The organism is Rhizobium aureum (genome assembly GCF_030182495.1).
GTDB classification, from domain to species: domain Bacteria; phylum Pseudomonadota; class Alphaproteobacteria; order Rhizobiales; family Rhizobiaceae; genus Rhizobium; species Rhizobium tropici_C.
On sequence record NZ_JAQJCI010000002.1, the window covers coordinates 319,807 to 343,219 of the forward strand.

Sequence of the window (23,413 nt, forward strand, 5' to 3'; positions counted from 1 at the left end):
ACTGCAACAGCCAGTCGGCCGCATTTGCACACTGCGGCTGACGTAAAGTCAAGCAGTATACTTAACGAGTTGTTCTTCCGTTGAGTTAACCATCGGTAAAATAATTCTGCGGTGCTGCATAACCGGCTATATCCGTGAGGTTAATGAAGTATTGCAATCAGCCCGCTCCCGTAATTGATTGCGGCAAATTACGAGACACCGGGAGCCAGACCCATGGACGACTTGCGCATTTCGACCGTAGATCACGAAGCTGCTTCGCATGATTTCGCATCAGGCGGCCGGGACACGGGCGTTACGGCCGATATCGGCGCCGATCATTTGCTGCCATTGTCGCAGAATGCTGATGTCGCTGCGTTCGAAGTGGCACAAGCCGAGGAGCAGCAGGCGAATGGCAAGACAGGGCGACTTGCCGCGAACGAGCCGCAAAACGCCGGCGCTCGTCAGCCACTCCAGATCGTACCCGACAATGGCAATGTCGTTCATCTGCCGCCGAACACCTCCATCGACGATATCCATGTCGAGGGACGTAACCTTGTTCTCATCCAGGCCGACGGTACGCGCATCGTCATTATCAACGGAGCGCTGCACGTTCCAACCTTCCTGATCGGTGAGGTCACGCTGCCGCAGCAGGCCGTCGTCGCCGCGCTGCAGCAGCAGGGCATCAATGTCGCTGAAGGTCCCGATGGTTCGGTTCATGCCGGCAACAGCACGGATTCCGGCCACCAGTTCACGGACAGCCAGGCTGGGAACCCCCGCACGCCGCTTAATCTGCTTGGCCTTCTTGGTCCTGGCGACATAATCGGCGGCGGTAACGGCCGCAATCTATCTGGTACGCAGACTCGCGTTCCCTTCATCGATCAGCAGGCGACCGAAACGGCTTCGCTGATCGAACGCGGCAGCAGCACTGGCGCCTTCCTCACGACAAGCAGCACCGGTCGCTTCGGCTTCGGCGGCAATAATGCCGCGATCACCACCGTCACGCTGGTCGGCGAGGCAGAAATCACCGGCAGCGGCACGCAGCAGCTGTCGGGTCTAACCTCTGGCGGCGTTCCCGTTGTCGTCACCCAGAATGGCCAGACCGTTACCGGCACGGCCAATGGTGTCGCGGTCTTCACGCTGGTATTCAACGCTTCGACCGGCGATTACACCTTTACTCAGCTCGCTGCTCTCGACCATCCCCGCGGCGCCAATGCATCGGGCGATGTACTTCAGCTTCAATTCCGGTACACCGTCTCCGACACGAGCGGTCATACGGTTGCGTCCATCGCGAATGTCGACATCACAGACAGCGTGCCGGTTGCAGCCGCAGCAACTGCGGGTTCTGTCACCGAGGCAGCGCTGGCTGCCGGCAACGCAGCCCTAAGCCATGACACGGGCGCCGCGACGGCCAACGGCTCGCTTAACATTTCCTGGGGTGCCGATAGCGCCAATACCAATCAGGGCGGCCTCGGTGATCGCTCGGTTGCCTTCACCAATACAACGGTACTGACACAGGGCCAGGATGGCGAGACGCTGAGTTCGCATGGTCAGGCCGTTCATACGGTGCTGCTGGCCGATGGCACGCTCGTCGGCTATACAGGTGAAACCGTTCCCACGGCGACCTCCGCATCCAACGTCGTCTTCTATGCAACGGTCTCCGACACTGACAACGGCCATTACAACTTCACCCTGGTGCAATCGCTCGACGATGCCAAGGGATCGGACGCCATCAAGCTGACCTTTGGTTACACGGCGACCGATTCTGACGGCGATACTGCTTCGAACACCTTCACCGTCACCATTGCCGACGACAAGCCGGTCGCGGCAGCCGGTGATGCAGGCTCGGTCACCGAAGGCGCGCTGGCGAGCGGCAACGAGACCCCGCATGTCGAGACCGATGCAATTACTACCGGTTCGCTCAATATCTCCTGGGGTGCCGACAACGCCAACACCGACAACGGCAGCGCCGGTGACCGCTCGGTTGCCTTCACCAGCGCAACCGTGGCGACACAGGGCCAGGACGGTGAAACACTGAGCTCGCATGGTCTTGCAGTGCATACGGTACTGCTGGCCGATGGCACGCTGGTTGGTTATACCGGCGAGGCCGCTCCGACGGCGACCTCCGCATCCAATGTTGTCTTCTACGCAACGGTGTCGGATACCGACAACGGCCACTACAACTTCACTTTGGTGCAGTCGCTCGATGATGCCAAGGGTTCGGACGCCATCAAGCTGACCTTCGGTTATACGGCGACTGATTCTGACGGTGATACCGCCTCGAACACCTTCACCATCATCGTCGCTGACGACAAGCCGGTTGCCGCGGCCGGCGATGCGGGCTCCGTTACGGAAGGCGCGCTGGCAGGCGGCAATGAAAATCCGCATGTCGAAAGCGATACGACGGCCACCGGTTCACTCAACATCTCCTGGGGTGCCGACAACGCCAACTCGGACAAGGGCGGCGGCGGCGATCGGTCTGTTGCCTTTACTAATGCCACGGTCACGACAGAGGGCCAGGATGGCGAAGTGCTGAGTTCGCATGGTCTTGCAGTGCATACGGTACTGCTGGCCGATGGTACGCTGGTCGGCTACACCGGCGAGGCCGCTCCCACGGCGGTCGCAGATGCCAAGGGTGCGGTCGGCTCGAACATCGTCTTCTATGCGACGATCTCCGACACCGACAACGGCCACTATAACTTTAAGCTGGTCCAGTCGCTCGATGATGCCAAGGGATCGGACGCCATCAAGCTGACCTTCGGTTATACGGCAACGGACTCGGATGGCGACATCGCCTCGAATACGTTCACCGTCACCGTCGCCGACGACAAGCCTGTCGCCAGCGATGTTACCGTCGGCACGGGCAGCCTTTACGACACGACGGCAGCCGAGCAGATGCCGCCCCGCCCACCCCTCGAGTTCAGCGAAGGGCCGACGCCGTCGGAGGGCGCCGCCGACACCGTCAGCGGCGGATCGGGCAGCTTGTTTACTGCCGGCGCTGACGGCTTCCAGCAGGTCACCTTCACGGATCCGACTGGCCTCAAGGGCATCTACATCGATGCCAATGGCGTCGCTCATAAGGAAGGTCTGTCCTATAACACCACGACGGACAATCTGGGTAACACGATCTACACCGCAGCTGGCAAGGAGTCGGGTCAAGTTCTCTTCACTCTGACCGTCGGTGCCGACGGCAGCTACACCTATGCCCAGTCTGGCGCTTTCGCCGATGCCAAGGGCTCCGATAACGAGAATTTCAAGATCGCCTTTGAAGTCACCGATGGTGATGGCGACAAGGCAACAGGCTCGCTGACGCTCAACGTCGCCGACAGCCTTCCGGCCGCCAATGATGTGACGGTCGACTCGGGCAGCCTTCACGACACCACGTCGACCCCCTCGGGGCCGAATCTGCCTCCCGTCCCGTTGCTTATCGAGCAGCCGAGCGAAGGTTCGACGCCGGATGGCGCCAAGACTGACTCCAACAGCGTCAGTGGCGCATCGGGCAGCCTGTTCACGACCGGAGCCGATGGCTTCGCGCGGCTGACCTTCACCAATCCGACCGGTCTCAAAGCCATCAACATCGATGATAACGGCGTTGCCCACAAGGAAGGCCTGTCTTACGGCACGTCGAGGGACGATTCCGGTAACACGGTCTACACGGCGACCGGCAAGGATTCCGGCCACGTCATCTTCACGCTGACCGTGCATGCCGACGGCAGCTACACCTATGTCCAGTCCGGCGCCTTCGCTGACGCCAAGGGCTCCGATAACGAGAATTTCAAGATCGGCTTCGAAGTTACCGACGGTGACGGAGACAAGGCAACGGGCTCGCTGACGCTCAACGTCGCCGACAGCCTCCCGGTCGCCAACAATGCCACGGCTGATCGCCTCCTTAACGACGATATGTTCCCAGGCGGCAATCCCGACAAGACTGACGAATACAACAGCGTCAGCGGCGCATCGGGCAGCCTGTTCAACATGGGCGCAGATGGGTTCAAGCGTGTCACGATTGCTCATTCGGATCTGCCGCAGCTGACCACCATCTACACCGATGATAACGGCGTCGCGCATCAGGAAGACGTCATCTGGGGCAAGCCGACGATTTCCGGCGGCGCGACGACCTGGGTTGCTTCCAGCGCAAATCACGAGACCGTCGCCACGCTGACCATCAATGCCGACGGCTCCTACACGTTTTCGACCGGCGCACCGCTTGTGCATCCGACCGCGCAAACCGCCGAAGAGACCCTCTCTCTGACGTTCAATTTCACCGTCACCGATGGCGACAGCGACAAGACCACGGGTTCGCTGACGATAGGCATCAAGGATGACGTGCCGATCGCTCACACGATTGACAATACCGCCTCGACGCTCAACGACGACGCGCAGATCGGCGGAAACCTCGATGCCGACGGCGCCAACGTGCATAGCGTCTCGGGCGCTGCCGGTGCGTTGTTCAGCGCTGGTGCTGACGGTTTTGCAAGCGTCTCGATCGATCAGTCCAGCCTGCCGGCTTTGAAGACGATCTATGTCGATGCCAACGGGTTCGCGCAGCAGGAAGACGTCATCTGGGGCAAGCCGACGATTTCCGGTGGTGCGACGACCTGGATTGCTTCCAGTACCAACCATGAGACGGTCGCTACGCTGACCATCAACGCCGACGGCTCTTATACGTTCAGCACCAGTGCGCCGCTTGTCCATCCGACCTCCGGCACGACGGAAGAAGGCTTGCCGCTGACCTTCACCTTCACGGTGACTGATGGTGACAATGATACATCCACCGGCTCGCTGACCTTGCATGTTACGGATGACGTGCCGCTGGCAAACACCGTCGCTGTGACCAGCGTGACGCTGAACGACGATGCCCTGAAGGGCGGAAATCCCGACACAGTTGGCGTAACCGATACCGATACGGTCAGTGGCACGAGCGGCACGCTCTTCACGGGTGGCGCGGATGGCGTTCATCAGGTAACGCTCGGAGCGACGACGGATTTCAGTGCCATCTATATCGGCAAGGATGGCTTTGCCCATGTCGAGTCGGTCGTTTGGGGCAGCCCGATGACTGCGGCGGGTGGCGAGACGGTCTGGATCGCGACGGGCAAGGACAGCGGCCAGACGGTCGCGACGCTGACGATCGGCGCGGATGGTTCCTATAGCTTCACGCTCAGCGCGCCGGTCGCGCATCAGGCAAGCCTGACCGCGGAAAATACGCAGGATCTGACCTTCAACTTCACGGTCACCGACGGTGACAGCGATACCGCCAATGGCGCGTTGACGGTTACCGTCAAGGACGACGCGCCGATCGCCTTTAAGGTCGATACCGCATTAACGCCGCTCAACGACGATGCGCAGGCGCATGGCAACCCGGATGGCGCCGCCGACGCGAAGACGATCAACGGCGGTGCCGGGGCTCTGTTCTCTGCCGGTGCCGACGGCGTCAAGGGTGTGTCGATGGACAGCCTGCCGACGCTGAAGGCAATCTACCTCGACGGCCACGGAATCGGCCATCAAGAATCGGTATCCTGGACGTCGTCAGCGGCGAACGGTGTGACGACCTGGACGGCAACCGGCGCCTCCAGCCATGCCACCGTTGCGGTTCTGACGATCAATTCGGACGGTTCCTACAGCTTCACCGCGGATGCGCCGCTCGTTCATTCGGCGTCATCGACGACCGAAGACAGCATGACGCTGAATTTCGGCTTCACAGTTACGGATGGCGACGGCGATACGGCGAAGGGGTCGCTCGCGATCGCCATCATAGACGACGTTCCGGTTGCCTCCGGCACGACTATCGCCGCCAGGGCCGACGAGGGCGATATTTACAATCTCCTGTCGCATGGCAACAGCCCGCTCGACGGCGCACACGACGGATCATCCTCGCAGCCGGCACTGTTCGGTCTCGGTTTTGCGGCCACGGTATCCGGCTCCGTTGCATCCACCGTTTCCTTCGGTGCTGACGGCGCAGCGATCGGTGGCGGCTTCAGCTTCACGGCCAATGCGGCATCGACGCTTACCGCCCTGCATCTGACTTCGGGTGGCGGCGCGCTCTCCTATGCCGTCGTCAACAACGTGATCATCGGCTATGTCGATAATGACCACCACAGCGGCTACAATCCGCTTCTCGACCGTCCGGTCCTGTCATTGTCGCTGTCTAGCAACGGCAATTTCACCTTCCAGCAGTACGATCAGCTCGACAACGTCGCAGGTCCCGGCAACGATCTGCGCTCGGGCAATAGCTCGATCTCGGTCATCGACTTCGGTTCCGTCATCCAGGCGACTGACGGCGACGGCGACAGCGTGACGCTGACCGGCGCTTTGAACATTACGATCGTTGACGACGTACCGAAGGTCGATCTGGCCCTGACGGGCTCGATCACGATCGACGAGAGCGGCAGCGGTGATAACGACGTCAACGCCAACTTCTCGGTGAAGAGCCTGTTTGCCGGCATCACCGGCGGCAACGATCCGCACATGTCGACGGTCTACGCACAACATAACATCGTCTCTCCGTCGGTCTCGATAGGCGCCGACGATGCGTCGGGCGCGACGAGTAGCCTGGCGCTTCATATCGACAATGCCGACTCCGGGCTGACGACGACGGCAGGTCAGGCGATCACGCTCTCGCAGCTCGCCGATGGCACCGTTGTCGGCAAGATCGCCGACGGCGAAATCGCTTTTGCGATCCGGATCGACAACAGCGGCAAGGTCAGCATCGCCCAGTACATGTCCCTTGCCAATCCGAACACGTCTAAATCGGACGGCGATCCGGTCGATCTTACCGGCAAGCTCTCGGCGGTTCTGAGCGCGACCGATAGTGACGGCGATACCGTCGCCAAGTCGGTTTCCATCGGCAGCAGCATTCGCTTCGATGATGACGGCCCGTCGATCGGCGTTGCCATATCGACGAAGACACTTGCCGAGCATGACCTTCTGACGAATACGGGTTCGCTGTCGCCTTCAGGCATCAGCACTGGCGCGGTTGCGCTCAATCTTGCCTTCGGCGCTGACGGCCCGGCCGCCCATGCTGTCGCGTTCGTAGCGCATTCGAACGGCAGCTATTTCACCGCGAGCTACGGCAACAATCAGACGTTTGATGCGACAAAGCTCAGCTCTGGCGGCCACGCGCTGTCCTACTCGCTCAGCGGCGACGGCATGACGCTCATCGCCTATACCGGCAGCGATGCCGCCGACCAGTCGAGCTGGGTCTTCAAGGTTGTCCTGACCCAGGACAGCGGCCACGCCAACGGCGCCTACAACTTCACGCTTTACAAGTCGCTCGACGACGTCAACGGTCAAACCAACCTCTCGGATATCAAGCTGACTTTCCAGGTTGCCGGACATGACGGCGATGGGGATACCACGAGCGGTACACAGAGCTTCTCGGTCGACATCACCGATGATGTGCCGACGCTGGCTGATCATGGCTCGGTTTCTGCGACCGTATCGGAAACGGCGATCAATGCTCCGGTGGTGACGACGGCATCCTATACGATCGATTTCGACACGGTGAACCCTGCTGCTGCCAAATTGACGGTTACTGAAGGCAGCGTCAGCGGCGGCCATGTGGGCTCGTCGTTCAAGGGCGGCGACATCGTGCTCGTGTCCAACACGGGAACGACCTTTGTCCTCACCCAGATGGATATAGGTGTGTTTGACCACAAAGGCGTGTCGTCCAAGACGGTCACGATCATCGGCACCGATGCGCAAGGCCACACGTATTCGGTGACGACTACCGGCAAGACCTTCTCGGCCGCCGGGACGGCACTCGAAGGCAAACAACTGACGTCGCTCGAGATCGATCCGCATGACAATTCGCTGACAGTCACGGTCGACAACGTCCATGTCACCGACACGACGACGACGCCCACCCATAATCCTGCCGAGACAACGGTAGATCTGACCTCGCTCGTCCACGCCAGCGCCGACGGCCCGTTGGCCTGGTCAGTGAACGCGGTCGCCGCCGGAACGTCTTCCGGTAACCTGACTGGCGGTACCGGGCTGACCTACAACGGCACGGCCATCACGCTCGCCAGCACGGATGGACACACGATCACCGGCTCGGCAGGAGGCGTCACGGTCTTCACGTTGACTGTCGATCCCGCGAGCGGTCACGCTACATTCGACCTTTATCATGCGATCGACGGCGGCAAAACGCTGCCACTCGACTTCTCGAAATATGTCACGGCGACGGATTTCGATGGTGATTCCGTAACCCTGGGCAGCGGCTCCGTTACCATCGTCGTTCAGTCGACCACGGACAGCCTTCCGACAATCTCTTCGGCCGGCCTGGTATCAAGCGTCAGCGAAAGCGGCTTGCCGGGTGGTACGGGTACGCCGGGCGTTTCTAACGTCCATTCCGGCAGCATCGCGATCACCGCAGGCGATGCGCCCTCGATCGTGACGATCAATGGCCATACGTTCAACGTCGGCACCGCTATCGCCAACGGCGATACCAATGCCACCATTCAGGGCGCCCACGGAACGCTGCATATCCTCAGCGTCACCACGACGGCTATCAACTACACTTATACGCTGACCGGTGCGACGAGCGGCGCGGGCAAGCATGACGACTTCTCCGTTAAAGTCAGCGATGCGCCGATTGACGGTGAAAGCCAGACGGCAACACTGACCTTCAACATCAATGACGACAAACCGATCGCCAGCACCCTTTCGCTGGGATCGATGTATGAGAACGACAGCAGCCGGATCTTCACTCTTTCTGCCGGAACCATCGCTTTTGGTGCCGACGGAGCGGCCCAGAGCGGTGCGATCCATGTAGACAGCGTCAGTGCCGGCGGCCCTCTCACGGGAACGACGCTGAGCACTTCCATCGTCACGATCGACGCCGGTCATGTGACCGTCACGCCAGGTGGGGTGTTCGACGCCTTGCCGCTCGGCAAGTCCTCGGTCCTGTCGGTCGGCTATACGGTCACCGACGGGGATGGCAGCAAATCCAGCGGCACCTTCAACATTACCGTCCATGGCGTAAACCATGCGCCGACCACGGCGGATGGAAGCGTCTTCACCAGTGAAGACGCGGATTATTACTTCAAATCGACGGATTTCGCCTTCAGCGACAGCATCGACGGCAATAAGCTGGGCTACGTCACCATCAACAGCCTGCCGACGGATGGCACGCTCTATCTTGGCTCGACACCAGTTGCCGTGGGGCAGCATATCGCTGCCAGCGCGCTTACGACGCTGCACTTCACGCCTTCGGCGGGATTTGCCGGTCCGACCGAGACCGAGAGCTTCAGCTTCACTGTGCAGGATGACGGCGGCACTGCCAATGGCGGCGCGAATACGTCGACTGCCCATACGATGGCGATCAACGTTACGGCCATCGATGATGGCAAGGCCGCGATCTCGATCGCCGATCAGACCACGCATACGGGCAAAGCGATCGTCGCGGGCGACACGCTGAACGCCGCCGTTGCGGCAGACGATCCAGATCACGGGCAGTCGGGCCTGACCTATGCGTGGAGCTGGGCGGACGACAGCTCGCATACCGTTCTCGGAACTGCATCGTCCTACACGGTGACGAGTGCCGATGTCGGGCATTCACTGATCTTGACAGTGAGCTATACGGACGGTCAGGGCTTCAACGATGTCGTGACGCAGACGACGTCCACCGTCATCGCGCCGGTCGTCTTCGCCCCGACGATCGATACAACGCCGCTGTCGGAAGCCTATCTCGCGACCGGCTCCGATCCGCAGCCCGGTCAATTGACGGCCGCGGGGAGCATCGTCCTTGGGACATTCGACAATCCGCATATCACCAGCGTCACAGGCGCCGACAACAATGCCGTAACAGTCGATCAAACCGCTCCGGACAGCCAGACGACGACGATCCATGGCTCCTATGGCGATCTCATAATCGACGCGAATGGCGCATATACATACACGCTGACTCATCCGGGCTTGAATGCATCGGGGGATACGGATCAGTTCACCTACACGGTGACCGACATGAACGGCAGGACAAGTCAATCGACTCTGACGTTCAACATTGCCGATGACGCGCCGGAGCTGACCGGTGCAGGGATCTCCGCAACCGTTTCCGACGATGGCGTGGTGACGGCCGGCTCGCATTCCGCAGTGGTGGCGACGGACCTGACTTCGCTGGTAATTTCCGGTGCCGACAGTCCATTGGCGTGGTCGGTGAATGCCGTAGCGGCCGGTACCTCTTCCGGTACCCTGACAGGTGGCACCCCGTTGACCTACAACGGCGCGGCCGTCACGCTTACCAGCACCGACGGGCATACGATTGTCGGCTCGGCGGCCGGCGATACGGTCTTTACGTTGACTGTCGACGGCGCCGGCCATGCTAGCTTGGTGCTGAACCAGGTGTTTGACGGTGCCAAGGTCCAGACGCTCGACTTCTCGCAATACGTGAAGGCGACGGACGCCGATGGCGACCCCGTGACCTTGGGCACGGGCACCTTCACCATTGTCGTGGATCACGTCAATCACCCGGCGGTGTTTACCGGGGCCGAGACCGGCGCCGTCACGGAAGATCTGAACGTTGTCGGCGGCTTTCTGCAGACAAGCGGACAGTTGTTGGTCAACGATGCCGATCGGGGCGAAAGCAAGTTCCAGGCAACGACCATAAATCCGGACGGCACGCATCTCGGTGCGCTGACGATAGATGCGGACGGCAACTGGAGCTACAAGGTCGATGACAACCTGTCGGCCGTGCAGAGCCTGGGTGCGAACCAGACCAGGACCGATACGTTTACAGTTTCATCGGTCGACGGAACGACCCATGACATCGTGGTGACGATCAACGGTGTGAACGATCCAGCCGTGATCAGCGGTGATGTGGCGGGTGCCGTGACGGAAGCCGGCGGCGTCAATAACGGGACGGCCGGGGTACCGTTGGCGAGCGGCGTGCTTTCGGCGACGGACGTCGACAGCGATCCCTCCTTTACGGCGCAAAACAGCGTGGCGACGAACTACGGTCACTTCACGATCGGCGCCGATGGTCATTGGAACTATGTGCTGGATAACAGCAATAATGCCGTCCAGGCGCTGAACAGCACCGGCAGCAATACGACGCTGCACGATCTGATCACCGTGACGACTGCCGATGGCACACTGCAGCAGATCGATATCACGATCAACGGAGCGAACGACGCTGCCGTGATCACTGGCGATGTTGCCAAGAGCGTGACGGAGGCCGGCGGTGTCGACAACGGTACGGCCGGAATACCGACGACGAGCGGAGTGCTTTCGTCGATGGACGTCGATAGCGATCCCTCGTTTGCAGCGCAAAACAACGTGGCAACGAACTACGGTCACTTCACCATCGGCGCTGATGGTCATTGGAACTATGTGCTGGACAACAGCAATAATGCCGTCCAGGCCTTGAACAGCACCGGCAGCAACACGACACTGCACGATCTGATCACCGTGACGACTGCCGACGGTACGCAGCAGCAGATCGATATCACGATCAACGGAACGAATGATGCGCCGGCCTTTACTGGCGATACCGGAAACATTCTGGAGGGCAGCACCGCTCCGATCAGCGGCGCGATCACCGTTTCTGACGTCGATGCAAACCAAAGCTCCTTCACGACTGCGTCTTCAAATTCGATCGCAGGCGCACATGGGACGTTTACCTTTACCAATGATGGCTCGGCTACGGGAGCATGGACCTACACGCTGAACAACAATGACGCGGCGGTTCAAGCGCTGACGGCTGGCGCCAAGCTGACCGATACCTTGGCCATCACCTCAGCCGATGGAACGCCGCACAACGTCACCGTCACGATCACGGGTGTCGACAGCGCGCCGGTCTTTGGCACGGGGACGACAACGGGGTCTGTAACGGAGGACGCGTCGTACAACGTAGGTTCGGAGCTTATAGCGAATGGCGGGTTCCAGGATTATTACTTCTCCGGAGGCCATACCTATCCGAATGGCTGGTCATTCACTGGAGCAGCCTTCGAGGTAAATGCCGGTCGACTTGACGGCACGTCTGTAATGCTCACGGCGAATACCAGCTCGACCAACAACTCGCTTTCGCAGACGATATCGACGGTTGTGGGTCAGACATATAGACTCTCCTTTTACATGCAGGACTTTTCCACCAGTCTGGCGGGCAGTGGGACGGCAATTTTCGACGTTACGACAGGATCTCAAACGCAGGCTATCAGCTATACATATTATTCGAGTGTCGGTCCGTACACGCTCTATACCGTCAACTTCGTCGCCACGAGCTCTAGTACGGTCATAAAATTCTGGTCGCCAAATCAACCTTTTGGCTATTTTAATATCGACGACGTCTCTGTAAAATCGATTGCCGCAACACCAGGTGTTGAAACGACGACGGGGTCGATTGCGTTCACGGATACACATGCATCTTATACACATACCGTTAGCTATACGGCGCCCGTCGGTAGCAACTACTATGGTACGTTTAATGCTAGCGTCGATAACATCAATAACAAGGTTAACTGGACGTTCAGCGTCAACGATAGCGCGATACAATCATTGGGCGTAAATGATCATGTAAATCAGATATACACTCTGACACTGAGTGATGGTCATGGCGGAACGGTTACAAAGGACGTCGTCGTAACCATCAATGGAGCTAACGATGCGGCGTCTATTTCCGGTACAGCAACTGGCGCGGTAACGGAAGATGGACAATTGACGGCTGGCGGTACGCTGGCAGTTACCGATGTTGACCGTGGCGAGAATCATTTCCAGACACCGTCTTCATTGTCCGGAACCTACGGCACATTCAGTTTTGATGCGAATAGCGGCGTTTGGAGCTATACACTCAATAACTCCGCTGCAAACGTTCATGCGTTGGCTGGAGGTCAGGTTGTAACTGATACATTAACTGTGACGTCGGTAGACGGAACAGCTTCCCAAGATATCGTTGTGACGATCAATGGAACGGATGATGCTCCAGTAGTAGACCTAAACGGTAGTTCGGCGAGCGGCGTCGACGCATCGGTCAATTACACGAAGTCGAGTAGCGCTGTTATTTTGGCGCCGAGCGCGATCGTCTCAGACGCCGATTCGTCTAATTTCAACGGCGGAAGCCTTGTCGTTACGTCATCTGGCTCATCAGACAAGGTGAGTATCAAAAACCAAGGAACATCGGCTGGTCAAATCGGGATTACCGGTACGAGCAGTGGGAACGTTACCTATGGTAACAAGACAATTGGTACGTACTCGATCAATGGTGCAACATTGACGGTTACATTCACTTCAACGAACGCTACACAAGCTGCGGTAACGGCGTTGTTAAAGGATATCCAATTTAGCTCGACATCGAGTACAGCAGGTAACAGAACAGTTACTTTCACTGTCAACGATGGCGACGGTGGGGTATCTTCCGCTGCACATGTAACCGTCAACTACACGAATATGCCCGCCGGCATCTCCGGCGAGGCCATCAATCTCGCGCTCACAGATCCGTCGCGTCACGTCGGTGCGGTCACGTTGAGCGTTGCCGGAGTTCCGGCGGGCTGGGTGCTCAGCGAAGGCACGCATAATGCCGATGGTACCTGGACCGTGGCGACGAACGATCCGTCATCGCTGACGGTGACCTCGCCAAACGGTACTACCGGCGCGGTGGTTCTTCAGATCACCGAAACCTGGACCAATGCGGATGGCTCGACCGGCGTGGCAACGGTCGCCACCAATGTCGAAGCCTATGCCAAGGGCTCGCCGATCTTTGCCTGGTCGGGCGACGACACGCTGACCGCCTCGAGCGGCAATGACACGCTGGTCTTTGCGAACACTATCGGCAAGGACGTCGTGCACAACTTCGATGTGGCGCATGACAAGATCGACCTGATCGGCTTTGCAGGCTTCAATAGCTTCGCGGATGTGCTGGCCCATCTGTCGACCGATGCCTCCGGCAATGCCGTCATCACGCTCGGCAATGGCGAGACCATTACGCTGACAGGCGTGAGCGTCGCGGCTCTGACGGCGGACGACTTCCTCTTCAACAAAGAGGTCGTAACGCATAATGCCGGGGACATGGTGCTCGCCGACGGCGCGCTGATGCCGTTCAGCGGAACGCTTGATAACACCGGGAGCATCCATCTCGCCTCGACCGGCAGCGAGACGGCCCTCGAAATCGTCCAGCACGGCCTCACGCTGACCGGCGGTGGCACGGTGATCTTGTCCGACGATACGCATAACGTCATCTTCGGCAGCGGTGACGGCGTTACCCTGACGAATGTTGACAATACCATCTCAGGTGCCGGCCAGCTCGGCGACGGCCATCTGACGCTGGTCAACGAGGGCACGATCATTGCCAATGGCAGCCACGCGCTCGTCATCGACAGCGGCGCCCACGCGGTGAGTAATACCGGCACGCTGGAAGCGATCGGCACCGGCGGTCTCGATATACATAGCGACGTTGTCAACAACGGCGTCGTGTGGGCGAATGGCGGCAACGTCAACCTCGAGGGCAATGTCAGCGGCAGCGGCATCGTGCTGGTGTCGGGTCACGCGGGCCTCGAAATCGGTGGCTCGTTCAACGAAGCGATCACGCTTGGTAAGAACGCCCAAGCTACGATCACGATCGACCACGCGACCGCCTTCACCGGCACGATCGCAGGCATCGACGGCAACGACGCCCTGCGGTTCGGCGACATCTCCGCCGCAACCGCAAGCTTCTCCTATACCGAGAACGCGGCGAAGACAGGCGGCGTGCTGACAGTCACCGACGGCACTCATACCGCCTCCGTCGGCCTCAGCGGCGAATATTCAGCCAATGACTTTTCGCTCGGTCACGACGGCGCATCTGCCGAGATCGACTTCAGCGGGATCGGCCACCTCTACGGCACCGACGGCAACGACACGCTGATAAGCGGTGGCGGTTATGCAATGACCGGCGGCGCTGGCGCGGATACCTTCGTGCTCGATGCCAAGGCGCTGCACAACCTCAACATGGCTGATGTCATCACTGACTTCAGCCCGAAGGGAGAGGGCGACAAGCTGGATGTCTCGAACCTGCTGAATGCGCTGGTCGGAGAACATCCGGGCATGACCGAGGCGAGTGCAGTCGCGTCGATGACGGCAGCGGTCGACACCGCAACCAATTCGACGAAGATCAGCGTCAACACCGGCTCGGAGACCCATATGGTGGCCACGTTGCAGAACTACACACCGGCAGGGCACGACGCCGTGCATGTGCTGTTCAATAACCACGATGAGCAGCTTGCCACCCATACGCAGACCGCTGGCGCCTGACGCCTTTCTGTCGGAACCAACATTTCTACGCGGCGCTTCTTGAAAGCGCCGCATCCGGGCGGTCATGCTCCCATGCAAGATCTTCTGGTGAGTTCCGAACTCGGCAAGCTGCTGACCTACTTCCATGAGACCGGCAAGCCGACCGCCTTGGACTGCCATGGTCCTATCGCTCTGCTTTCAACGCTGCCCGACACCCACGCCTTTGTCAGGCAGTTCGAGACGAGTGGAACAGAAAAACTGCATACAAACTGGGCCTATGCTGGCTACAGGTTCACCGTCTTCAGCAACCAGGAGGAAGAAATGGCCAAAGGCCTGTTGGGTGGCGATGCGATGAAATTCTATCCGCAGGATGCACTCACCCGAGCGGGCGGCCTGTATAGTCAAGCTGACACAGCATTCTCACCCCGTGTTGTGACAGATCGCGAGCTGATTACCGGACAGAATCCTGCGTCAGCCTTGGCCGTAGCGCACGAACTGTTGGTCCGACTGAAGTAAGATGGCCGCCGCCACGTCCGCCAGCGATTTCCCGCAGGTTACTTTCTAATCGGCCTGCCGCTCTCTCACGCGGCCGGCCTTGTTTTCAGGTGATGATATCCGGATTCAATGTCTTGTGTCCAAGCTTCGGTTCCTACCCATCCAAATCCGTTCACCTCCCGCAGAAGAAAAAACTTGCTGACGCAGCTGGGCCAGGAAATTCGGGTGGAATGGCGATTTGCGGTAGAGCGGCAGATCGCGCGCCGGAGCAGCCTTACGGTGCGATCTCCACCACGACACGCCCCCTGATTTTGCCCTCGACGATATCCTGAGCGAGGCTTGGAAGCTCGGAAAAGGGCTCGATCCTCGCCAATGTCCCGATCCTTTCCACTTTCAGGTGTTCGGCCAGGGTCTGCCATGCGCGGATCCGTTTGGGCATCGGCGCCATAACGGAATCAATGCCAAGCAGTGCCACGCCGCGCAGGATATGCGGGAGCACCGTTGCCGGCAGGTCTGCGCCCCCCGCAAGGCCGCAGGCAGCAACCGCTCCGCCGTAGACGGTCTGTGAAAGTGCGTTTGCGAGCGTCGTCGAGCCGACGGAATCAACCACGCCGGCCCAGCGCTCCTTTTGTAGAGGGCTGCCCTTTTCTGAAAGCGATGCCCGGTCAACGAAAGCGCTCGCGCCGAGCGACCCGAGATAGTCCCATGTTTCTGAGCGTCCGGTCGATGCGGTTACTTTGTAACCCTTGTCCGCAAGCAGGCTGATCGCCACCGAGCCGACACCGCCCGCCGCACCGGTCACGAGAATTTCGCGATCGTCGTTGACGATCGTACCCCAATCCTCAAGCGCATTGACACAAAGCGCCGCCGTGTAGCCGGCCGTTCCAATTGCCATTGCCTGCGAAAGACTGAAGGTTTCGGGCAGCGCGATCAGCCATTCCGCTTTCAGGCGCTGAAATCGCGAATATCCGCCCCATTCTGTTTCAGACAGACCCCAGCCGTTGACGATGACCTTGTCGCCGGGCGCCCATTTGTCCGATCGGGATTCAAGCACGATTCCTGCAAGGTCGATACCTCCGACCATGGGAGTACGCCGGGCGATCCGTCCTTTGCCGGTGAGGGCCAGACCATCCTTGTAATTGACGGTCGAATAATGAACCTCAACGAGAACATCATGATCCGGCAGATCGGTGAGTGAAAGCTGGCGGAAACCCGCCTGCGGCTTGCCATCGGCCATGTCGATGACCATTGCCTGGAATGTATCGGACATGCGTCCCCCTTCTCACACTTGAAGTCGGCCGTTCGTCTTGTCAGGTCTGAGGCGCCGCCTTCATCCTGTCGCGTGCGTCCATCGCGGTTGCGTAGCTGTTGCGAATGTAGGCCAGCAGGTCCGCCAATGCCCTTGTCGCCGTCTCGGTGTCGCGCTTGGCGACGGCCTCCATGATCTGCCGGTGAAAGCCAGCGACCTTGCGACGCTCGCGAACCCGGAACACGATCATGTTGGTTATGGGGATGAAGGACTCGATCACCGTGTACATCATGAGCTTCAGCGGGCCATTGCAGGTGGAATCCACCAGCGCGCGATGAAAGCGCACGTCGGATGCGCAGAAGTCCTCGTCACTGATCGTCTCATCGCGCTGGATCTCGATCTCCGCCGCCATTCGCTCCAGATCGGCAGCGCCGTGATTTTCGCAGGCGAGCCTGCAACAGATCGTCTCCGTCTCAAGGCGGGCCGTAATAATCTCGTGGATATCGAAGGCGCCGATGCCGACTAGCAGGGTTGCCGCTGCGGTGATCGCCTTGGAAAGCCCTTCCGGATCCGGCCTCTTGACGAAGTTTCCGCCGAGCGGGCCGCGCCTTGAATGGATGAGGTTTTGCGCTGCCAGACGTTTCAGCGCCTCGCGCACGGTTGGCCGCGATATGCCGAAGCTTCTCGCGAGATCCTCTTCGGTGGGAAGCCGCTCGTCGATCTTCAGGCGGCCATCCATGATCGCGGACTTTATGTTCTCCGCAACCTGCTTGGCGATGCCAGCCCTCACGACCTCATCAAATTTCAACGTCATTGATTGTCACCCTTACCTCGATTTCATAGATGCCACGGTCGCTTCGAAAACGCTACTGAAAATTGAATATAGGTTTGACAAATATCGGATAGACGATAACCTGCCCTCGATCCAGATAACCAAGGGGAACGAAATTGGGCTCGTGCTGTCGCCGCTTCTCGTCGGCATTGTCATCCGCAGTTACGGGTGGACGATCCTTCTTGGCAATAACGGCATCATCAACAAGACGCTGATGAATTTGGGTCTGATCGATCGCCCGGTCGGCCTGATGTACAACGCCCTCGGCATCGTCATTGCGCTCGTTCACGTCTTCCTGCCTTTCATGATCCTGCCGTTGATGAGCGCGCTGCAGGGGATCGATCCGTCGTTGAAGTCGGCCGCACGCTCGCTCGGTGCGGGAAAGCTGACGGTCTTCACGCGCGTAATCCTGCCGCTGGCTATGCCGGGTATCCAGGCGGGCTGCATTCTGGTGTTCGTGCTTTCATTGAGCGCCTATGTGACTCCCGCCCTGATCGGTGGCCTGAGGGTGAAGACAATGGCAGTCAGCGTCGTTGACGCGCTGATCGACACATTCCAGTGGCCATTCGGCTCCGCCATGGCGCTGACGCTTTCCCTCACTAGAGCGGCGATCGTCGTGATCTTTGCGCGGCTTACCCGCATGAAATGGAAGATGAGCTGATGTCCAAGCATATGTTGAATGGCTATTGCCTCATTATTTACGGCTTTCTCTTGCTGCCCATTCTCGTGGTCGTTGGTGCCTCCTTCGTCAACTTCGTCAGCCAAATTCGGTCGGACTTAACTAATAGGTGCGAAGGATAACGGGTCTAGGATATTGATATTATGAAATGACGTACCGCATAATGCGGTTTCTGCAAATAACCATTGAAGTTTCAAATGGTTAGGTTTGACGGATTGGTGCCGCGGGTTCAAACCCCTTCAAGAGCGAGGTAGGCGGATCGGCCCCTTCTTGGGGATAGCCGGCCTATGCGAGCGGCATTTTCCAAAGGCTGTGACCGCTTTATTCGCCAGCGCTGATTGTCGGCCGATTGCAGAAACGCCCGCTGTAGTACAGCGGGCGTTTGCATATCTCGAATCTGGCTGAAGGTGGTCACAGGGACGCAGGCCTTCAGACGCTCGGACGGGTCTCCTACTCCATCGCCAGGATCATGTTGCGCACGACAGGGTAGATCTCCTTCTCCCAGCGGCGGCCGTTGAAGACGCCGTAATGTCCGACGTTGGCCTGTAGGTGGTGGCGCTTCAGGTGAGGGCGCAGCGAACGACAGAGGTCGTGGGCGGCCGAGGTCTGGCCTAGGGCGCAGATGTCGTCGCGCCCGCCCTCGACCGTCAGGAGTGCCGTGTTGCGGATCAGGCCCGGATCGACCTTGCGCCCGCGATGGGTATACTCGCCCATCGCCAGTTCGGCCTTCTGGAAGACGCGATCGATCGTCTCGAGATAGAATTCTTCCGTAAGGTCGAGCACTGCGAAATATTCGTTGTAAAAGGTCTTGATCTTCTCGGCTTCGGCCGTCTCGCCCTTTGCCAGGTGCTCGAAGAGCTTGCGATGGGCGGTCTGGTGGCGCTCCATGTTCATGCTCATGAAAGCGCTGAGCTGGACGACGCCCGGATAGACCCGCCGCCCGCCGCCGGCAAAGCGCAACGGAACGCAGCTGATCAGCGAAGTCTCGAACCATGCGAGCGATTTCGAGACGGCGAGTTCGTTGACCTTCGTGGGGCTCTCGCGCGGGTCCACCGGACCGGCCATCAGCGTCATTGTTCTTGGCGTGGCGGGATGCCTAGCTTCCGACATCACGGCAACGGCCACGAGCGCCTGGACGCAGGGCTGGCAGACGGCAAGGATATGTCCGCCTGGGCCGATCTCCTCCAGGAAGCGGATGATATAGTCCACGTAATCGTCCATGCCGAAGCGTCCGGCGGAAAGCGGAACGTCGCGAGCGTTGGTCCAGTCGGTGATATAGACGTCGTGGTCGCGCAGCAGCGTCTGCACCGTCCCCCTCAGAAGTGTCGAGAAATGGCCGGAGAGCGGGGCGACGACGAGCACCCGAGGCCGTCTCGTATCGACGTCCGCGGAAAAATGCAGCAGCTTGCCGAAAGGTAGATCGAGGGCTGTCTCCAGGGTGATCGGCACCTCGCGATTGCCGATCGTCACCGATGTTATGGCGAAGTCCGGACGTTCGTGAGTGAGCTGGAACCGGGAGATCATCTCCATCGCCGCCTCGAAGTAGCGGCTCAGGTCACCACTCCAGAAGCTCGAGGAAAACATCTCGAGGCGTCGCGCCCAATCGCGTATCGGGGCGAAGAAGTCATCCTGGAACTGATAGGCCTGGTAGAGCATGACGCGTCTCCTGCATCGCGACAGAATTTCACGATGCAAAAATGCTAGTGCAATATTTCTTGCGATGCGAGAAGATTGTCTGCGAAAGCAATGTTGTTCGAAGGATGTGGGTAGAATGACGCAAGCGACACTGACGATTTCCTCGAAGAACTATTCCTCGTGGTCGCTGCGCGGCTGGCTCCTGTGCCGGATGGCGGGGCTAGATTTCACCGAAGTGCTCGTCGAACTGGATGACAATGCCCGCCAGGAGCTTCTGCTGCTTTCGCCTTCGGTGCTCGTCCCAAGACTGACCCACGACGATGTCACTGTGTGGGATACGCTGGCGATTGCCGAATATCTGCACGAGATCGCTCCCAAGGCCGGCCTCTGGCCCGCTGCGCAGGCAATACGCGCACGCTGCCGATCCGTCTCCGGCGAGATGCATTCGGGCTTCCACAATCTGCGTTCGGCACTGCCGATGAACTTGAAGTCAAGGCACGAGAGCTTCAAGATCTTCTCGGGAGCGCGGCCGGATGTCGAGCGCGTCAAGACGATCTGGACCGAATGCCTGGATGCCAGTGGCGGCCCCTGGCTCTTCGGTGGTGCTCCGACCATTGCCGACGCCATGTACGCGCCGGTCTGCGCGCGTTTCCGCACTTATGCAGTGGAACTCGAACCGCAACTGGCAGCTTACGCCGACACCGTCTTGTCCTGGCCGCTCATGATCGAATGGACAGCCGGCGCGATCGCCGAGCCGGACGAAATCGTCGAACTGGAAGTGGAATTCTGAGCAACCGGGACTATCGAGCCTGTCCCAGCTGAAACATAGCGAATTGTATGGGTTGAAAAATGCTGATTATCAGCGGAGCCTTACATCGCTCGGTCGGTTGGGCGAGCCCCATGAAGTCGCCAGCGCAGTCTCGTTCCTGGCTGGTCCCGCTGCTAGTCTGATCACCGGCGCAGTTCTCAATGTAGACGCCGGCTTCAACGCCTTCCGAGACAGTTTGGAATGAGACATTGAGGCATCGTCATGTCTGAATGGCGCCCGCGTTTCGCGTGCGAGGCATCGGATCGCGTCAACAGCGGTTATCGCATGTTGTGGCCGCCCGGATCGCATCTGGAAAGGATATCGTCTACGACGGACACGAGCGGCACAGTCGCATCAATGATCGTAGCGTTGCTGGGCATTTCTTCCTTTGTGCAATGAAGTTTCAAGACGAATTCTTGCTCGTCAGGCTTGCCTCCAAACTCGTCTTGGGGTCGCTCAGATAACCTCCTCTTCAACGTGTCGATATCGACGTCGAGAACAAACACCTCATCAAACAATTTGATAAAGCTATGGAAATTCCTGGAGCCCCCGCAGAAAAAAGACAGTCGGTGCCCCTTGTCGGCCAGCAGCGACTTAACTTTCTCGACGTCCCAAATGTGATGACGATGTCGGAAGGCACTATCCAACATACTCGGATCGAGCATCGAGAAATCGAGCGGTCGTCCGGTTAAAGGGTCGCCCTTGTAAGCCAGTCGCGGTCACCGTGGAGAGCATGATAACCGCGCCGCTGCAGTTCTGTGGCTACCGAAGTCTTGCCGCTACCGGACACACCCTCGATCAAATAGTTCCTTTCGCCCATTTCGCCCTCAGGGTGTGAATGCATACCCTCGCTTGGCGGCCAAACGCGACGGCCGATCAATGATGCAGACCTATATCATGCGTGTGATATTTCGTCGGCGTTATACGATGCGCCCCATAGCTTCCTGACCATTCCAGCTGAACCTTCCTGTGCGGGGACGGGAGGCCGATATGACGCTGCTTCCCATGGCGTTGCCGCCAAGGGCTGTTTTTCATCGATGAAAAATACCCTGCGGATTTGGATGTTTATCACTTGGCGGTCTCTGCCTATTTCTGTCTGCAAAGGCAGACGATCGCGGAGGATGACATGCTGACCAAACCTGGTAGCGCAATCACAATGGTTCTCTGGAACGGCCGAGAAATTCCTCGCCTGGGCATGGGGTGCTGGGCGATTGGCGGTCCGTTTTATGCCGGCGACGTGCCACTTGGCTGGGGTGAGGTCGATGATAATGAATCGGTTCGCGCTATCGGGCGGGCGGTGGATCTCGGCATTCGCTTCTTCGACACCGCTTCGAACTATGGCGCCGGGCATTCCGAAGAGGTGGTCGGCAGGGCGATCGGCGATCGAGACGACATCGTCATAGCTACCAAGTTTGGCTTTGCCACGGACGAGAAGACCAAACAAATGACGGGTGCCTTCGCCGACCCTGCTTTTATCCGTCAGTCTGTCGAGACGTCCTTGCGTCGTCTGCGCCGTGAACGCTTGGACCTGCTGCAATTCCATCTCAACGATTTTTCGCTCGAAGCCTCGGATGAGGTTTTTGAGACACTCGAAACGCTGAGGGCCGAAGGCAAGATCGACGCTTTCGGCTGGAGCACGGACCATCCGGATCGCGCCGCACGTCATGTGCATCGGCCGGGCTTCGTATCGATCCAGCATACGATGAACGTCTTCGAGCCGGTTCCGGCGATGATCGAACTCGTCGAGCGCTACGGCCTGATTTCCATCAATCGCGGTCCGCTCGCCATGGGTCTGCTCAGCGGCAAATTCACTCTGGATAAAAGTGTCGGCGAGAAGGACGTGCGTGGCGCAAGTCTCGATTGGATGGTCTACTTCAAGGATGGTAGGATCGCTCCCGAATTTGCTGCGCGGCTGGAGGCGGTCCGAAAACTGCTGACCGAAGACGGCCGCACGCTCACACAGGGTGCGCTCGCATGGCTCTGGGCGCGTTCGCCGCGCACGCTGCCAATTCCCGGTTTCCGCACGGTTGCGCAGGTCGAGGAAAATGCCGGCGCCTTGGCGAAGGGGCCATTGCAAGCAGATGTGATGGCGAAAATCGATCAAGCGCTGTCTGAATTCCAACCAAACTGACCAGATCCGGCGGTGCGGCACATTGAGACTTTCTCTTCTTGCATCCCCTTGGGGAGCTCCCTCGTCCAATATGTGCGCGTTCCTGATAGACAGGGCCGGGGGTGCTTGTTGCCGCCTCCCGGCCTGAAGGTTGGATTTACCCTTTCGGTGTTTTTGCCAGCATCTCGCTCAGCGTTGCTGCCGAGAGCATGGCTTCGGCTAGAAGCTTCTTGAGCTTCTGGTTCTCTTCCTCCAATGCTCTCACCCTTTTGGCATCGAAACCGGCATTTCCGAACTGCAGGGATTGCCACCGATAGAAGGTCGGCTCGCTGATGCCGTGCTTGTGGCAAACATCTGCTACCTTCACCCCGGCCTGGTGTTCCATCAGAATGCCCGTGATCTGGTCGTCGTCGAATCTTCTCTTGCCCATC

Annotated in this window: 9 protein-coding genes and 2 pseudogenes; 6 read left to right on the top strand and 5 right to left on the bottom strand. The window is 59.1% G+C overall.

What is annotated here, in order from left to right; all coding sequences use genetic code 11:
• Positions 1-213: 213 nt before the first annotated feature.
• Together PH552_RS07280 and PH552_RS07285 are read left to right on the top strand one after the other, a co-directional pair.
• Positions 214-15,195: a T1SS-143 repeat domain-containing protein gene (locus PH552_RS07280; RefSeq protein WP_183761094.1), complete on the top strand. Its 14,982-nt coding sequence runs from the start codon at positions 214-216 to the stop codon at positions 15,193-15,195.
• Positions 15,196-15,249: 54 nt separating this feature from the next.
• A pseudogene (locus tag PH552_RS07285) lies at positions 15,250-15,690 on the top strand (type 1 glutamine amidotransferase family protein); the annotation flags it as partial.
• A 253-nt stretch (positions 15,691-15,943) separates the two neighbouring features.
• Here the strand turns inward: PH552_RS07285 and PH552_RS07290 are convergent.
• Positions 15,944-16,939, bottom strand: coding sequence for an MDR family oxidoreductase (locus PH552_RS07290; protein WP_183761090.1), 996 nt, complete (start codon positions 16,937-16,939; stop codon positions 15,944-15,946).
• Positions 16,940-16,979: 40 nt separating this feature from the next.
• The gene (locus PH552_RS07295; protein WP_113250364.1) at positions 16,980-17,732 is read right to left on the bottom strand and encodes a FadR/GntR family transcriptional regulator; all 753 of its coding nucleotides are present in this window, start codon (positions 17,730-17,732) and stop codon (positions 16,980-16,982) included.
• Between the two features lie 142 nt (positions 17,733-17,874).
• Here PH552_RS07295 and PH552_RS07300 point away from each other — a divergent pair, with 142 nt between their 5' ends.
• Entirely contained in the window at positions 17,875-18,411 is a 537-nt protein-coding gene (locus tag PH552_RS07300; RefSeq protein WP_285165791.1) for an ABC transporter permease, read from the top strand.
• A gap of 468 nt (positions 18,412-18,879) precedes the next feature.
• Here the strand turns inward: PH552_RS07300 and PH552_RS07305 are convergent, their stop codons facing one another.
• Entirely contained in the window at positions 18,880-20,085 is a 1,206-nt protein-coding gene (locus PH552_RS07305; RefSeq protein WP_183761087.1) for a polyhydroxyalkanoate depolymerase, read from the bottom strand.
• A gap of 115 nt (positions 20,086-20,200) precedes the next feature.
• Here PH552_RS07305 and PH552_RS07310 point away from each other — a divergent pair, with 115 nt between their 5' ends.
• Together PH552_RS07310 and PH552_RS07315 are read left to right on the top strand one after the other, a co-directional pair.
• Entirely contained in the window at positions 20,201-20,854 is a 654-nt protein-coding gene (locus tag PH552_RS07310) for a glutathione S-transferase (RefSeq protein ID WP_145644298.1), read from the top strand.
• Between the two features lie 52 nt (positions 20,855-20,906).
• Complete coding sequence (locus PH552_RS07315; protein WP_483315480.1) at positions 20,907-21,077, top strand: SDR family oxidoreductase; 171 nt, start codon at positions 20,907-20,909, stop codon at positions 21,075-21,077.
• Between the two features lie 73 nt (positions 21,078-21,150).
• Here PH552_RS07315 and PH552_RS07320 read toward each other — a convergent pair.
• A pseudogene (locus PH552_RS07320) lies at positions 21,151-21,692 on the bottom strand (DEAD/DEAH box helicase family protein).
• Positions 21,693-21,998: 306 nt separating this feature from the next.
• On the opposite strand from PH552_RS07320, the gene PH552_RS07325 reads away from it, so the two are divergent.
• A complete protein-coding gene (locus tag PH552_RS07325) occupies positions 21,999-23,003 on the top strand; it encodes an aldo/keto reductase (protein WP_183761084.1) in 1,005 nt (334 codons plus the stop codon).
• A 136-nt stretch (positions 23,004-23,139) separates the two neighbouring features.
• Here the strand turns inward: PH552_RS07325 and PH552_RS07330 are convergent, their stop codons facing one another.
• Positions 23,140-23,412 carry a transposase gene (locus PH552_RS07330; RefSeq protein ID WP_162737005.1) on the bottom strand — a complete coding sequence of 91 codons (273 nt, stop codon included), beginning with the start codon at positions 23,410-23,412 and terminating at the stop codon, positions 23,140-23,142.
• Position 23,413: the final 1 nt, after the last annotated feature.

Excerpts from the sequence above, each read along its gene's own strand:
- PH552_RS07280 (WP_183761094.1), top strand. The coding sequence starts at position 214 with ATGGACGACTTGCGCATTTCGACCGTAGATCACGAAGCTGCTTCGCAT.
- PH552_RS07290 (WP_183761090.1), bottom strand. The coding sequence starts at position 16,939 with ATGTCCGATACATTCCAGGCAATGGTCATCGACATGGCCGATGGCAAG.
- PH552_RS07295 (WP_113250364.1), bottom strand. The coding sequence starts at position 17,732 with ATGACGTTGAAATTTGATGAGGTCGTGAGGGCTGGCATCGCCAAGCAG.
- PH552_RS07305 (WP_183761087.1), bottom strand. The coding sequence starts at position 20,085 with ATGCTCTACCAGGCCTATCAGTTCCAGGATGACTTCTTCGCCCCGATA.
- PH552_RS07310 (WP_145644298.1), top strand. The coding sequence starts at position 20,201 with ATGACGCAAGCGACACTGACGATTTCCTCGAAGAACTATTCCTCGTGG.
- PH552_RS07325 (WP_183761084.1), top strand. The coding sequence starts at position 21,999 with ATGCTGACCAAACCTGGTAGCGCAATCACAATGGTTCTCTGGAACGGC.
- PH552_RS07330 (WP_162737005.1), bottom strand. The coding sequence starts at position 23,412 with ATGGGCAAGAGAAGATTCGACGACGACCAGATCACGGGCATTCTGATG.